The sequence below is a fragment of the Bradyrhizobium sp. 139 genome (assembly GCF_023074175.1).
In the GTDB taxonomy this organism is placed as follows: domain Bacteria; phylum Pseudomonadota; class Alphaproteobacteria; order Rhizobiales; family Xanthobacteraceae; genus Bradyrhizobium.
This window is the reverse complement of record NZ_JADPKS010000028.1, coordinates 60,975-74,891: the sequence shown is the minus strand read 5'-3', so window position 1 is coordinate 74,891 and position 13,917 is coordinate 60,975. Positions and strand designations below refer to the sequence as shown.

Here is a 13,917-nt window from a genome sequence, read left to right as displayed (position 1 = left end):
GGCAATGCGTCACCGAATCCCAGTGCAGTTGCCCCGTGGCCGGCCCCGAGGTTTCGACACGGAAGCCGCCGTCGAACGCGCGATGGGTGTGTTCTGGTCGCGTGGCTATCACGCCACGGCGCTGCCGGACCTTCTTCGTGCGACGAAGCTCTCGCGGGGCAGCCTCTATGCCGCTTTCGGCGACAAGCACTCGCTGTTCTTGCTCGCGCTTGATCGCTACGTCGCCGATGCCTTGAAACGGATGGATGTCGAACTCGCGTCCCGCCGGGAGCCGGTGGACGGCCTGCGGGCGTTCCTTGCCGGGTATGTTGACCGAACGAGCGGTGCCAAAGGTCGGCGCGGATGCCTGCTGGTGGCCACGGCCATGGAACTGGCTGGTCAGGATGCCGACGTTGGTCGTCGCATCGGGAGCTTTTTCGAAGCCATGGAGGCCGGGTTGGCCGATGCACTTTCCCGCGCGAAGGCGGCGGGCAGGTTGGCCGACGGCGTTGAGCCTTCAAGTGCCGCCAGAATTCTCGTCTGTTTCGTCGAGGGGCTGCGCGTGGTCGGCAAAACGGCGCCGACACGGAGCGCGTCGCAGGCCACCGTTGACGCCCTTCTCGACCGCTTCATCAGGTAGACAACCCGTCATCAGGACAACGGCCTTGGACACCTCCGCCGTCAGCGCGCCAATATCTGGACCGAACGGTCTTGAAAGGAATGATGCCATGTCCGCCATCCAGATCATCTGTGCCGTGGCCGTCCCCCTGCTCTGGGGTTATCAGTTCGTGGCCATCAAGGTGGGCGTTACGGAGTTTCCCCCTCTCTTCTTCCTCGCACTGCGCTTCCTGGCGATCGCGATGCTGCTCGTTCCATTCGTCAAAAAACCCACGCGTCGGCAGTTCGGCCCGATCGCAGCTATTTCGATTTTCCTCGGTGGACTGAACTTCGGGCTGTTCTATGTTGGCCTTGGGCTCGGCTCGGGAAGCATGTCGGCCGTCGCATACCAACTCGCCACGCCCTTCACCGTCCTGTTGGCCTGGCCGTTGCTCGCCGAGAGGCCGTCGCTAACCACCTCCGCCGGCGTGGTGCTTGCGTTCGCAGGCGTGGTCGTGCTGGCAGCGGCGCCCGGTCTGTCGGCAAACGCCCTTCCGCTACTGCTTGTGGTCGCGGCGGCCTTCGCATTCGCCGTGTCCAACGTCTTGACGAAACGCTTCGGCCCTTTTGATCCCCTGATGTTGATGGGATGGTCGTCGTTGTTCACGGTGCCGCAGGTGATGTTGATGTCACTGCTCTTTGAGTATGGACAAATCGCGAGCCTTGCCGCGGCGGATGGACGTGGCTGGCTGACGCTCGCCTACACGATTTTCATCGGAGGAATTGTCGGGTTTGGCCTTTGGTTCTGGTTGATCGCCCATTGCTCCATGAGCCGCATCGCACCCTTCGGTCTGCTGCTTCCGGTGTTCGCCCTGATGTCGAGCGTGCTGTTCCTTGGCGAACACATCACCCCAAAGTTGATTGTCGGTGGACTGCTCGCGATCTCCGGCGTCGCCATGACACAGCTGAGACCGAGCGCTTGACCGATGTGACCCTGGAAGTCGCGTCGTTGCAGCGTCCCAAACGAATACGCCCGGGAGCGGTCATCCGCTCCCGGGCGATATCTGGACATCGTAAGGCTTAGTTCGGCACCGCAGCCTTCGGCGCGGGCTTGGCGGCGACCGCATTCGCGGTGACGCCGTGCAGAAAGTCGTAGGCCGTATGCAAGGCCTTGTCGTCCTTCTCTTCCGGCGGGACGTAGGATTGCGATCCTGTCTGCTCGGTACCGTCGGCGGCCGACAGATGGCCGCGCATCTGGGACTCCGCCATGGTGTCCATCCGGCCCTTCAGCTCGGGCGGCACATCCTGGAGGATCTCGATGTCGGGCGCGATGCCCTGGGCCTGGATCGAGCGGCCCGACGGCGTGTAGTAGCGCGCCGTGGTCAGCGCCAGCGCGCCGTTGCCGGCGCCGAGCGGAATGATGGTCTGCACCGAGCCCTTACCGAACGAGCGTGTGCCGATCAGCGTTGCGCGCTTGTGGTCATGCAGCGCGCCGGCCACGATCTCCGAGGCCGAGGCCGAACCGCCGTTGACCAGAACCACCAGCGGCTTGCCCTTGGTGAAGTCGCCGCCACGCGCGGTGAAGCGCTGGGTCTCTTCCGGATTGCGGCCGCGGGTCGAAACGACCTCGCCGCGCTGAAGGAACGCGCTCGACACCGACACGGCCTGGTCGAGCAATCCGCCCGGATTGTTGCGCAGGTCCATCACGTAGCCCACGAGCTTCTCGGGCGGGACGTCCTTGGAGATCGACGCGATCGCCTTCTTCAGGCCGTCGGTGGTCTGCTCGTTGAACGAGGTGACGCGGATATAGCCGATGTCGCCGTTCTCGACGTGGAAGCGCACCGGACGCACATGGATGATCTCGCGCTTGATCGCGACATCGAGCGGGGCGTCGGCACCCTTGCGCACGATGGTGAGCTTGGTCTGGGTATCGACCGGCCCCTTCATCTTGTTGACAGCCTGCTCGAGCGTCATGCCCTGCACGGCATCGCCGTCGATCTTGCTGATAAGGTCGCCTGACATGATGCCGGCCTTTGACGCCGGCGTGTCGTCGATCGGCGAGACCACCTTGACGAGGCCCTCCTCCATCGTGACCTCGATGCCGAGCCCGCCGAACTCGCCGGAGGTGGTCTCCTGCATCTCGGTCCAGGCTTTGTCGTTCATGTAGCGCGAATGCGGATCGAGCGAGGTCACCATGCCGGCGATCGCGCCCTCGATCAGTTTGGAATTGTCGGGCTTCTCGACATAGCTCGCCTTGACCCGCTCGAACACTTCGCCGAACAAATTGAGCCGGGAATAGGCATCATCCGCGCGCGCCGCCGCCCGTGCCGCCCATACTCCGCCGTGCGGGCTGGCTACCAAAAGGGTCAGACAGGCTCCCGTGAGCGCGCCCAGGGGGAACAGCAGGGTTTTCCGCATGGATAGGCTGGCCTTCTTGCTTGGAGCTTGCTTTGGGCTTGGGAGGTGCCATGCAAATGGCGATCCAGCCCGTTGTTCACAATACCATTCTGGTTTCTTCAAGGCCGGGACGCCACGCTGGCGGCTACACCGTAAAAATCCCTTCGCCCCCGGCTAAACTTTTGGCAACGTTCCGAAACCATTTCGCGCAAAGCGGGAATCGGCCCACGCGTCGCAGCTATGCGATTTTAAGATGGTTTTGGAGGGCCGGACGCGATAGGCGATGACAATAAGACTTCAAATTCTCGGGAGGACAACAATGAACGACGCGCCCCGCATCCAGCCGGAAAGGAACGTCGAACTCGGCGCTAGCAACGAGCTATTCCAGAACCTGCACGAATTCGTTCGGAAGGCGCGCACCAACCTGAACCAGAACGCCTGGGACTATATCGTCGGCGCTGCCGAGACCGAGACCACGATGCGCCGCAACCGAATGGCGCTGGACGAAATCGCCTTCCGGCCGCGCGTGCTGCGCGACGTCCGCAATGTCGACGGCTCGGTCGAGCTGTTCGGGCGCAAGATGCGCCTGCCGGTGGTGCTGGCCCCCGTCGGCGCACTGGAGACCTTCGACCCGCATGGCGCGGCCAGCGTCGCCCGCGCCTGCGGCACCTTCGGCGCCGCGCACATGCTGAGTTCGGTATCCGAGCCCGGCCTGGAGAAGACCGCCGAAGCCGCCCCTAATGCGCTGCGGCTCTATCAACTCTATGTGCGCGGTGACGACGACTTCGTCGCCGATGTCGTCAGCCGGAGCGAGAAGAACGCCTACGCCGCCTTCTGCCTGACCGTTGACACCGCCCATTACAGCCGTCGCGAACGCGACATTGCCAAGCGCTATGTTCGCGAGAGCCGCCTGCGCGCCACCGGCGGCGATTACCAGAAGGGTCTGGAGTGGCGGACCGTGAAGATGGTCAAGGACAAGTTCAAAATTCCGCTCATCCTGAAGGGCATCGCCACCGCCGAGGACGCGCAGATTGCGATTGATCATGGCGTCGAGTGGATCTACGTCTCCAACCATGGCGGCCGCCAGCTCGATCACGGCCGCGGCGCCATGCATGTGCTGCCCGAGATCGTCGAGGCGGTGAAGGGCCGCGCCAGGATCATGGTCGATGGCGGCTTCTGCCGCGGCACCGACATCGTCAAGGCGATCGCGGCGGGTGCGGACATGGTCGGCATCGGCCGGCTGCAGTGCTGGGCGCTGGCGGCGGCCGGCGAAGCCGGCGTGAGACGGATGCTGGAGCTGCTGGAGGACGAGGTGCTGCGCTGCCTCGGCCTTTTGGGCGCCACCTCGTTCGCCGAGGTCAACAAGTCCTGCCTGCACCAGGCGACCGCAACGAATGCGCCGAGCGTGTTCAGCGCGTTCCCGCTGTTCGACCACGACCCATATCGATATTGAGTGAAAGGATGCAATGAACTCGCTCTCTCCCGGCAGCGCGGACGCGCTTCTGTTCGATCTCGGGCGCGTCGTGCTCGACATCGATTTCTCCAAGGCGATCGCGTGCTGGGCGGGACATGCCGGCTGCAAGCCGGAAGCCATCGTTGCGCGCTATGTCCGGGACAGCGAAGCCTACCGGCTGCACGAGGTCGGCAAGATCAGCGACGAGGCCTATTTTGACTCGCTGCGCGTCTCGCTCGGGATCGGCATTTCGGACGCGCAGTTCCTGGAGGGCTGGAACGCGATCTTCGCCGGCGAGATGCCCGACATCGCCGAGCTGTTGCCGCGCGCGGCAAAGCGGATGCCGCTCTACGCCTTCTCCAACACCAACCGCCCGCATGTGGACTACTTCTCGAAGGAATATGCCGGCCTGCTCGGCCATTTCCGCGAGCTCTATCTGTCGTCCAGCATCGGCCTGCGCAAACCGGATGCGGAGGCCTTCGACCATGTCGTGGCCGCGATCGGCATGCCGGCGAACCGTATCGTGTTCTTCGATGATCTTGGCGAGAACATCGAAGGAGCGCGGTCGCGCGGCCTGACCGCGGTGCACGTGACCTCGCCCCGCGACGTCGGGAACGCCCTCAAGGCGCTCGGAATCTGATCTCGAGCCGACAGACCGCGAACCCGCCGCGCCCGGAACTATTTTGCCCCGGAGGCGAGGAACCCAAACCCTTGTGCATTTTATACAGAGTTCCCGGAACGAATGCCCGCCTCGGGACTCATGAGTTCGTTGGGAACTCTACATCGGACTTATCATCGTGTTGGGCAAAACCTACCTCACCAAGCAGGCCTCTCTGCTGATGAAATTCGCCAGAACCACATCGGATTCTGAGCTTTCCGCCAAGCTGATCAGCAAGGCCGCCGACCTGAAATCCCGGGCCGACCCGCTGCCTGACAAGGATCAGGGCCCCGCGGCGCCGGACGTCAGTCCGGACAGGCAGCCGGGGACCTGACCGACGCTGGCCATGGCTCTGGTCATTCTCGTCCTCGCCGTGGCCATCCTCGTGCCGGTCTGTCTCGCCTTCCGGATCATGCCACGACGGACGTGAGTTCTATTGCTCAAGCGGCGGAGCGCGGCTTCGGCATCCGACGCAAATTGCCGGTGATCGGGTTTGTGCAAGGCCCACCAAGCGTACGCTTTGCGCCAATATAGCCCTTTTGCGTCAGCCCTTCCGCTCGGCTAGAACCTTGCTGACCGAGTCCTCGACTTGTTGCGGGAGTTCACTTTGGCCTTGATGCCGGTTTCTGACGCGCTTGCCGCGGTGCTGGCGGGTGCAGAACCGCTGCCCGAAGAGACGGTCGCGCTTGAGGATGCCCACCATCGCGTGCTTGCGTCGGACGTTGCGGCGCGGCGCACACAGCCGCCGGAGGCAATGTCGGCGATGGACGGCTACGCCGTGCGCGCGGCCGATGCGGCGAAGATCGATGCCACGCTCACCGTCATCGGCGAGGTGGCGGCGGGCCGTCCGTTCACAGGGACGGTCGGCACCGGCGAGGCCGTGCGGATCTTCACCGGCGGCGTCGTTCCCGATGGCGCGGATGCCGTCGTGATCCAGGAGGACACGGTCGCCGAGGGCAAGCGCATCACGATCAAGGAGGCCACTGTGACCGGACGGCACATCCGCCCCGCAGGCGTCGATTTTCGCGAGGGTGACGTGCTCCTGCGCAAGGGGATCCGGCTGACCGAGCGCGACCTCGCGCTCGCCGCCGGGATGAACCATCCTCAACTGCCCGTCCGCCGCCGCCCAAAGGTCGCGGTCCTCGCCACCGGCGACGAGTTGGTGATGCCGGGCACGACGCCCGGCCACGGCCAGATCGTCTATTCCAACGGCTTTGCCCTGCACGCGCTCGCCCGCAGCGAGGGCGCCGAGACCATCGATCTCGGCGTTGCCGCCGACACGCTGGAGGCCACCACGGCCGGCATCCGCCGCGCGCGGGAGAACGGCGCCGACATCCTGATCACGATCGGCGGCGCTTCGGTCGGCGACCACGATCTGGTCCAGCAGGCGCTCAACGCCGAAGGCATCTTGATGGCGTTCTGGAAGATCGCGATGCGGCCGGGCAAACCGATGATGAACGGGCGGCTCAGCACGACGCGTGTGATCGGCCTGCCCGGCAATCCCGTGTCATCCTACGTTTGCGCCTTCCTGTTCATGGTGCCGCTGATTCGTGCGCTGTCGGGCCGGCAGGTGATTCATCACCGCCGCGAACGCGCGGTACTCGGCCGCGACGTCGGCGCCAATGACCAGCGCGAGGATTATCTGCGCGCACGCCTTGAGTTGCGCGACGACGGCACGCTCCTCGCCCTTCCGGTCAATCACCAGGATTCCTCGCTGCTTGCGAATCTTGCTGCGGCACAGGCACTCCTCGTGCGCGCACCATTTGCGCCGAAAGCCGAGGCCGGCACGCCTTGCGAGGTCTTGCGGCTGCCCGTCTGAACCCTTCGTTCGCGTGCGTTCCGCCAACTTTGTCGCGTTCACGGTAAATTAAGCAGTTGCGGAACACATATCGAACATATAGTGTCCGTTCATGATTTGTTTCGAGCATGCAGCGGCTTACTGCTGAATTCAGCGTCTCGGAATCGAACGACATCAACCGGGGGATTTTGGTCGAGATGTTAACGCGCAAACAATACGAGCTTCTGCGGTTCATCAGCGAACGGCTGAAGGAAAGCGGCGTGCCGCCGTCCTTCGACGAGATGAAGGACGCGCTCGACCTGCGCTCGAAATCGGGCATCCATCGCCTGATCACCGCGCTCGAGGAGCGCGGCTTCATCCGGCGCCTGCCCAACCGCGCCCGCGCCATCGAGGTGATCAAGCTGCCCGAGCTTCAGGCCGCCGCCGGCAGCCGCCGCGGCTTCACGCCGAGCGTCATCGAAGGCAATCTCGGCAAGGTCCGCACGACATCCAGCCCGGCCCCTGACGAGGGCGAGCGCCCCGTGGCGGTGCCCGTGATGGGCCGCATCGCGGCCGGCACGCCGATCGAGGCCTTGCAGACCCGCAGCCACACCATCAGCGTCCCGCCGGACATGCTCGGCTCGGGCGAGCACTACGCGCTCGAAGTGCGCGGCGATTCCATGGTCGAGGCCGGCATTCTCGACGGCGACATGGCACTGATCCAGCGCAACGAGAGCGCCGATACCGGCGACATCGTCGTGGCGCTGATCGACGAGGAGGAAGCAACCCTGAAGCGCTTCCGCCGGCGCGGCGCCTCGATCGCGCTCGAGCCCGCCAATGCGGCCTATGAGGTCCGCATCCTGCCGCCGAACCGGGTGAAGATCCAGGGCAAGCTGATCGGGCTGTACCGGAAGTACTGATGCCGGACGTCCCGAGCGCCTCGCGCTTTTGATCGGCGTCTCCGATCCGAGATTGGAGCGGACGATTGTCCGCTCCCGCTGGGTAGCCGGCCCCTCCTCCAGCGCTACATCCTCGGCACGCCGCACGAAGCAACACTGCTTCGGGGCCTTCAGGTTCGAGAAGTCATGCGCAAGATCGTTCTGAGAACAGTCGCTGCGGCGCTGATCGCAGCGTCAGCGCCGCAAGCCTTCGCCGCGCAATCGCGACACCACGTTCGCGCTGTGAACGAGCAGGTCCGCAATGCTCGCAACGCCGTCGAGCAACCGTCGCAGCCGCGCTCGCAATATTCCGGCTGGTCGGCGCCTGCTGGGCGCTGAGACGCGCGTCCCAAATGCACGGGAGCGAGCTTTGTTCCTAGTGGATTCGGGAAAGATAATGTGATCGCGGGCTGTGACGGCGAGCCGCAGATTTGCCTACAACCGGGCAGACTCTTCCATATTTCCACTCTGATAGAGGCCTGCGCCTCCGAAACAGACGCGGGTCGCTATCCCTGAAATGAGGAGCACCCGATGTGTGACTACAGCCTGCATGCCATCGCGTCGCGTCCCGCCGAAGTCGGCGAGACGATCATCACGACAACCTTCCGCGGCACCTCGACGCGCGGCTTTGCGTCCGCAGCCGATCCGACGGTCGCGGTCTGCCTGCTGCCGGGAACGGAGCTCGCCTTCGCCGACAACGTGCGCTACGACAATCGCTGGATCTGGACGCGGACCATCAATTCGCGCGTCGGCAAGTTCGGCAAGATGGATCCGCACATTCCCGATCGTCATCATGATGCGATCGAATTCCCCGACGGCAAATATGTGCTGGTGACGCAGCTTGTCGAAGGCCAGCGCGCGACAGTGCTGCAACTGCCGGTGACCCAGTCGATCGGCGAGCGCGAGCACAAGCCGCAGATCATCGCCGACAGCCGGCCGACCGTCACCCGCCTGCCGATCGGTTGATACAACCATCCCCGGCCGACAGGTCGGGCCGGGATTGAAATTGCCATCGCCGGCTGAGGCCGGCGAGATGGTATCGTTCGTGTCCCGCGAAGCTCCATCGGGCGGGCCAGGGGGCTGCGCCTCCCCACCGCACGACGTTTGCGCTGTGACGTTTGCGCTGTCCTGCCTGAATTTTGAACGTCCGTTCCGCAGCCAAATGGCCGATGCATGGTGCGGCTTGCGACGGCGGACACGTTCGATGAAGACCTTCATTCGCGTTGTTGAACTCTGGGTGCCCGACCCGACGCGCATGCGGCTCAATCCTCTGACTGCAAGTCGGCCTCTGATGGCGTTGCGTCCCGGTTGCGGGACGCGGCCGTCTTCGGCGCAAGGCTCCCATCGAAATCGCCCTCGCCGGCGAGAGCCGGCGACCACGGGCGGTTTGCGCCCCTCGCCTTCGCCGCCTGCACCGCAAAGCCGTCGCCGCTTCGCGTCAGCGCCAGCGCGCCCTGCCTTGCGAGACGCTGACGGTCGACAACCATCGCCGCGCAATCGGGCGGCGCGGGCCGCGCCGTCACCACCAGCGCGGCGCGGCTGCAATCGTCGGCCAGCGCGTCGACGCGCAAGGAAAGCGCGACGAGGCGCCCGTCGGCGAGCGGCGTCACGCAGCCGGACTCATCGCACGACACGCCATCGGCCAGCGCAGCACCGCCGGCGCCGCGCGGATCGGCGTCGGCCGCGAGCCATTCCTTGAGCAGAAAGCTGTCCTTGCTCGACCTGATCAGATGCAGGTGTCCGTCCCTGCCCCGCACCGCGACGCTCTGGCCGTCACCGGCGATCAAAATGTCGGGCTGCCGCACGGACAGCCCCCAGAGGATCGCAGCCAACAGCACCACCGCGCCGGACCAGCGCAAGGGCGTGCGAAGCAGGCCCATCACGATGATCCCCAAACTTGCAGCGATCAGCGGTGCGATGCCGAAAGCCGGGATGCGGCCGACCGCGCCCGGCAATGCGGCCACCCAGCGCGACACCGCGACCATCCAGTCGATGCCGATCCCCATCAGCCACCAGAACGGACCATCGAGTCCGAACGGCGCTGCAATCAATCCCAAGAGCCCCGCGGGCATCACCAGCGCCGAGACCACCGGCATCGCCCCGAGATTGGCGAGCACGCCGAACGGCGTGACGCGGTGGAAGTGGAAGGCGGCATAGGGCGTGGTCGCAAGCCCCGCGATCAGCGAGGCCAGGAACAGCATCACGATCTCGCGCCCTCCCCACAGCGCGATGCGCGCGGTCGTCGAATGATCGGGCGACGCAAACAGGTTCGGCATGCCGATCTGCACCAGCGCCACCAGTCCGAGCGTTGCCGCAAACGACATCTGGAAGCTCGGATGGACCAGCGCTTCGGGCGCGACCGCAAGCACGATCAGCGCCGCCACGGCCAGGGTGCGGAACGTGATGGCGCGGCGATCGACCATGACCGCGATCAGCACCACCGCAGTCATGAAGAATGATCGTTGCGTCGCGACCTCCGCACCCGACAGCAGCAGATAGAACGCAGCCGCGACCAGCGCGGCGGTCGCCGACCATTTCTTGATGGCGAAGCCGGCCGCCATTCCAGGGATCAACGCCAGCAGCGCGCGCACCGCGAAGAAGACCACGCCGGCGACGACCGCCATGTGGTAGCCGGAGATCGAGAGCACATGTCCGAGTCCCGAGATGAACATGGCATCGTTGACAGGCGTGGTGATCGCATCGCGTCGCCCGGTCAGCAGCGCGGTCGCGATCGCGCGATTGTCGCCGTCGAGCGTGGCACGGATGCGCGCGTCGATCGCATCGCGCAGGCCCTGCATGAAGGCGGCATAACGCAGCCGCAAGCCGCCGGCGTCCGGCGACACTGAAGCCGTGATCGCGCCCATCACGAAACCGGAGGCGCCGATGCCCTGGAAGAACATGTCGCGGGAAAAATCATAGCTGCCGGGCCGCACCGGCGACAGCGGCGGCATCAGCCGCGCCTTCAACTGCACGAAGCTGCCGACCTCCGGCGCCGTCCCCTTGCGCACCGAGAGGCGCACCCGCTCCAGCCTGACGTCGCTGCGCTGCGCCTCCATCGCGGTGACGCGCAGCACGAACCGATCGGTGCGCTCGCGGATGTCGCGGGTCTCGACGAAACCCGACAGCGACACCGAATAGAGCGGCTTGGCCAGTACGGTGTGGCCGATCCACGCCGTCTTCCAGGTCGCCGTGGCAAGACCGGCCGCGACCGCCGCGATCATGATCGCCGGAGCAAACAACCGGCTCCGCCGCAACAGCCCCGCGCCAAGCATGAGCACGATGGCCGTCGCGGCAACGACCCAGAGCACCGGCTCATGATCGGCGGCGAAATAGAGCGCGATGCCGCCGCCGAAAGCGACAGGCACCCACGGCAACAGCCGCCCGGCGCCGGCCTCGGCACGCGCCCATTCGCGCAGTGTCTCGGCCAGCGATGTCCAGAGGTCGAACCCGGCCGGCACGAGGCCGCCCGCGGGTGCAGCTCGGCCGACGGGCCAAGTCCCCGCGATACCCTGGGACCGTACTGGCCGGCCCGGCTCCGCCATTCCCAACACCTTACGATACGCGACGGAAGCGGAGGCTACCGGAACGTGCGGCTGCGCGAATAGCGGTACGGATCAGGAACGAACCGTGACGGCCCTACTTTTCCTCTTCCATCTTTACGGCCACATCCGCCTTGGCCGAGAGCCGCACCTTGTTGCCCTCGACGTCGGCGACGAGTCCCTTGTCGATGAAGTGATGATGTCCCTTGTGGCTGCCCTCGCCGCTGTCCTTCTTGGTCAGCTTGATGCGATTGCCCTCGACACGATCGACCGTGCCGACGTGGACGCCGTCGGCGCCGATGACTTCCATATGCTCTGCGATGTTCTGCATGGTGGGATCCTTGTTTGGATCCAGCTTAACGCGCCGGCAGCCCGTTCGTTCTCTCACGGGAATGACGAAGCCGTGTGCCACCCGCTCGTCAGATCAGCGCCGCTTTAGACGAGGCATGGTGATTGACGATTTTCCAATCACCATCCTCGCGGATGATGACCCAGCTCATCTTGACGACGAGATCGGGCGCTCGCCCGAGAGGTCGAACGAGATGGTCGCAGCCATGTTGATCAGCTCAGGACCTGCCTGCGCTGCGTTCACCTCGGAAAACACTGCGCTTGGCGCGCGCCAGCGCGGCAGGCCGTTGAAATAATCGGCGACACCGTCCCTGCCCCGATAGAGCTTTGGATTGGAGCCGAAGAAGAACGCGTTGCTCGAATAGAGCGACGACAGCGAGGCCGCATCGAGCGTTGCGAAGCCAGCGCACCATTTCGCGATGATGGCGGAAATGATGGAGTCGGCTTCGTTGCTCATGTCGTCTCTCAGCCCTTTGCAACTTCCTTCGCAAACGTATCGCGCAGGCCGATCGTTCTGGAGAACACCGGCTTGCCCGGCGTCGAGTCCTTGTCGCGAACGAAATAGCCCTGACGCTCGAACTGCATCGGTTCCATCGAATTGCTCTCCGCGACCGATGCCTCGATCCGTGCGTCGCTGAGAATCTCCAGCGACTGCGGATTGAGATCGGCCGCGAAGTTCGAGGCGTCCGGGCTGGGATTCGAGAAGAGCTGGTTGTAGATGCGGATCTCCGCAGGCTTCGACGTCGCCGCCGACAGCCAGTGCATGGTCGCCTTGACCTTGCGGCCATCGGGCGCGTTGCCGCCCTTGGTCGCGGGATCATAGGTGCAGCGCAGCTCGACCACCTCACCGGAATCGTCCTTGATCACGCCGGTGCATTTGATGAAATAGGCGTAGCGCAACCGCACCTCGTTGCCCGGCGACAGGCGGAAGAACTTCTTCGGCGGGGTCTCCATGAAGTCGTCCCGCTCGATATAGAGCTCGCGGCCGAACGTGATCTTGCGCGTGCCGGCGCTGGCGTCGTCGGGATGGTTGATCGCCTCAAGCTCCTCGACCTGCCCTTCCGGATAGTTCTCGATCACCACCTTGAGTGGCCGCAGCACGCCCATGCGTCGCTGCGCGCTGCGGTTCAGCTCCTCGCGGATGCAGAACTCCAGCATGCCGACATCGACCACGCTGTTGGCCTTGGCAACGCCGATGCGCTTGACGAATTCGCGGAGCGCTGCCGGCGGCACGCCGCGGCGGCGCATCCCCGCCATGGTCGGCATGCGTGGATCGTCCCAGCCGGCGACATGGCCCTCGCGCACGAGCTGGGTCAGCACGCGCTTGGACAGCAGCGTGTAGGTCAGGTTGAGCCGTGCGAACTCGTACTGATGCGGCTGCGATGGCACCGGCAGCTTCTCGATGAACCAGTCATAGAGCGGCCGGTGGTCCTCGAACTCCAGCGTGCAGATCGAATGCGTGATGCCTTCGATGGCATCCGACTGGCCGTGCGCGTAGTCATAGCTCGGATAGATGCACCATTTGTCGCCGGTGCGCGGATGATGCGCATGCAGGATGCGGTACAGCACGGGATCGCGCAGGTTGATGTTGCCCGCCGACATGTCGATCTTGGCCCGCAGCACGCGCGCGCCGTTCGGGAATTCGCCGGCCTTCATGCGGCGGAACAAATCGAGGTTGTCATCCACGCTGCGGTCGCGGAACGGCGAGTTCTTGCCGGGCTCGGTCAGCGTGCCGCGGGAGAGACGGATCTCCTCCTGGGTCTGGTCGTCGACATAGGCGAGCCCGTCGCGGATCAGCTGCTCCGCCCATTCGTACAGGCGGTCGAAATAGTCGGATGCGAAGAACAGATTCCTGCCCCAGTCGAAGCCGAGCCAGCGCACGTCGGCCTGGATGGAATCGATATATTCCTGCTCCTCCTTGACCGGATTGGTGTCGTCGAAGCGCAGATGGCAGCGGCCCGGAAACTCCTGGGCGATGCCGAAATTGAGCGCGATCGACTTGGCGTGGCCGATATGCAGGTAGCCGTTCGGCTCCGGCGGGAACCGGGTCACGATCTCCTGGTATTTGCCCTGATCGAGGTCAGCCTGGATGATGTCACGAATGAAATCGCGCCCAACCTCAGTCGCCACCGGTTCTGTGCTCATCCTGCAATCCTGTAGGGAAATCAGCGGCCCTTCTGCCAAATTCGCGTGGCCGAGCCAAGGCCTTAAGCCGTCCGCTGCCGGGCTTT

13 protein-coding genes and 1 pseudogene are annotated in these 13,917 nt (G+C 64.8%); 9 read left to right on the top strand and 5 right to left on the bottom strand.

The window, feature by feature from the left end; genetic code table 11:
- Positions 1-82: 82 nt before the first annotated feature.
- The gene (locus tag IVA80_RS07795) at positions 83-619 is read left to right on the top strand and encodes a TetR/AcrR family transcriptional regulator (protein WP_247427542.1); all 537 of its coding nucleotides are present in this window, start codon (positions 83-85) and stop codon (positions 617-619) included.
- Between the two features lie 88 nt (positions 620-707).
- Positions 708-1,559, top strand: coding sequence for an EamA family transporter (locus IVA80_RS07790; RefSeq protein WP_247427539.1), 852 nt, complete (start codon positions 708-710; stop codon positions 1,557-1,559).
- 97 nt (positions 1,560-1,656) lie between these two features.
- Here the strand turns inward: IVA80_RS07790 and IVA80_RS07785 are convergent, their stop codons facing one another.
- Complete coding sequence (locus tag IVA80_RS07785; protein ID WP_247427537.1) at positions 1,657-2,994, bottom strand: S41 family peptidase; 1,338 nt, start codon at positions 2,992-2,994, stop codon at positions 1,657-1,659.
- Between the two features lie 298 nt (positions 2,995-3,292).
- On the opposite strand from IVA80_RS07785, the gene IVA80_RS07780 reads away from it, so the two are divergent.
- The 7 genes from IVA80_RS07780 to IVA80_RS07750 all read left to right on the top strand — a co-directional run bounded on the left by IVA80_RS07780 (position 3,293) and on the right by IVA80_RS07750 (position 8,765).
- Entirely contained in the window at positions 3,293-4,426 is a 1,134-nt protein-coding gene (locus IVA80_RS07780) for an alpha-hydroxy acid oxidase (RefSeq protein ID WP_247427534.1), read from the top strand.
- Between the two features lie 13 nt (positions 4,427-4,439).
- A complete protein-coding gene (locus tag IVA80_RS07775) occupies positions 4,440-5,066 on the top strand; it encodes an HAD family phosphatase (protein ID WP_247427531.1) in 627 nt (208 codons plus the stop codon).
- Positions 5,067-5,223: 157 nt separating this feature from the next.
- Positions 5,224-5,418 (top strand): hypothetical protein, encoded by a 195-nt coding sequence (locus IVA80_RS07770; RefSeq protein WP_247427528.1) that lies wholly within the window; start codon positions 5,224-5,226, stop codon positions 5,416-5,418.
- A 273-nt stretch (positions 5,419-5,691) separates the two neighbouring features.
- Positions 5,692-6,903 (top strand): gephyrin-like molybdotransferase Glp, encoded by a 1,212-nt coding sequence (gene glp, locus IVA80_RS07765; RefSeq protein WP_247427526.1) that lies wholly within the window; start codon positions 5,692-5,694, stop codon positions 6,901-6,903.
- A gap of 176 nt (positions 6,904-7,079) precedes the next feature.
- Positions 7,080-7,781 (top strand): transcriptional repressor LexA, encoded by a 702-nt coding sequence (gene lexA, locus IVA80_RS07760; protein WP_247427908.1) that lies wholly within the window; start codon positions 7,080-7,082, stop codon positions 7,779-7,781.
- Positions 7,782-7,946: 165 nt separating this feature from the next.
- On the top strand, positions 7,947-8,138 hold the full coding sequence (locus tag IVA80_RS07755) for a hypothetical protein (protein ID WP_247427523.1): 192 nt from the start codon (positions 7,947-7,949) through the stop codon (positions 8,136-8,138).
- A 192-nt stretch (positions 8,139-8,330) separates the two neighbouring features.
- Positions 8,331-8,765: a hypothetical protein gene (locus IVA80_RS07750; protein ID WP_247427520.1), complete on the top strand. Its 435-nt coding sequence runs from the start codon at positions 8,331-8,333 to the stop codon at positions 8,763-8,765.
- A gap of 296 nt (positions 8,766-9,061) precedes the next feature.
- Here the strand turns inward: IVA80_RS07750 and IVA80_RS07745 are convergent, their stop codons facing one another.
- From IVA80_RS07745 to IVA80_RS07730, 4 genes and pseudogenes are all read right to left on the bottom strand, one after another.
- Positions 9,062-11,341, bottom strand: a complete 2,280-nt coding sequence (locus IVA80_RS07745) for a ComEC/Rec2 family competence protein (RefSeq protein WP_247427517.1) — start codon at positions 11,339-11,341, stop codon at positions 9,062-9,064.
- A gap of 94 nt (positions 11,342-11,435) precedes the next feature.
- Complete coding sequence (locus IVA80_RS07740; protein ID WP_247427514.1) at positions 11,436-11,669, bottom strand: DUF2171 domain-containing protein; 234 nt, start codon at positions 11,667-11,669, stop codon at positions 11,436-11,438.
- Positions 11,670-11,757: 88 nt separating this feature from the next.
- Positions 11,758-12,143, bottom strand: a pseudogene (locus IVA80_RS07735) (nuclear transport factor 2 family protein).
- Positions 12,144-12,151: 8 nt separating this feature from the next.
- Positions 12,152-13,831 carry a glutamine--tRNA ligase/YqeY domain fusion protein gene (locus tag IVA80_RS07730; RefSeq protein WP_247427512.1) on the bottom strand — a complete coding sequence of 560 codons (1,680 nt, stop codon included), beginning with the start codon at positions 13,829-13,831 and terminating at the stop codon, positions 12,152-12,154.
- Positions 13,832-13,917: the final 86 nt, after the last annotated feature.

Excerpts from the sequence above, each read along its gene's own strand:
- IVA80_RS07730 (WP_247427512.1), bottom strand. The coding sequence starts at position 13,831 with ATGAGCACAGAACCGGTGGCGACTGAGGTTGGGCGCGATTTCATTCGT.
- IVA80_RS07795 (WP_247427542.1), top strand. The coding sequence starts at position 83 with ATGGGTGTGTTCTGGTCGCGTGGCTATCACGCCACGGCGCTGCCGGAC.
- IVA80_RS07790 (WP_247427539.1), top strand. The coding sequence starts at position 708 with ATGTCCGCCATCCAGATCATCTGTGCCGTGGCCGTCCCCCTGCTCTGG.
- IVA80_RS07750 (WP_247427520.1), top strand. The coding sequence starts at position 8,331 with ATGTGTGACTACAGCCTGCATGCCATCGCGTCGCGTCCCGCCGAAGTC.
- IVA80_RS07785 (WP_247427537.1), bottom strand. The coding sequence starts at position 2,994 with ATGCGGAAAACCCTGCTGTTCCCCCTGGGCGCGCTCACGGGAGCCTGT.
- IVA80_RS07755 (WP_247427523.1), top strand. The coding sequence starts at position 7,947 with ATGCGCAAGATCGTTCTGAGAACAGTCGCTGCGGCGCTGATCGCAGCG.
- IVA80_RS07745 (WP_247427517.1), bottom strand. The coding sequence starts at position 11,341 with ATGGCGGAGCCGGGCCGGCCAGTACGGTCCCAGGGTATCGCGGGGACT.
- IVA80_RS07780 (WP_247427534.1), top strand. The coding sequence starts at position 3,293 with ATGAACGACGCGCCCCGCATCCAGCCGGAAAGGAACGTCGAACTCGGC.
- IVA80_RS07775 (WP_247427531.1), top strand. The coding sequence starts at position 4,440 with ATGAACTCGCTCTCTCCCGGCAGCGCGGACGCGCTTCTGTTCGATCTC.
- lexA (WP_247427908.1), top strand. The coding sequence starts at position 7,080 with ATGTTAACGCGCAAACAATACGAGCTTCTGCGGTTCATCAGCGAACGG.
- IVA80_RS07740 (WP_247427514.1), bottom strand. The coding sequence starts at position 11,669 with ATGCAGAACATCGCAGAGCATATGGAAGTCATCGGCGCCGACGGCGTC.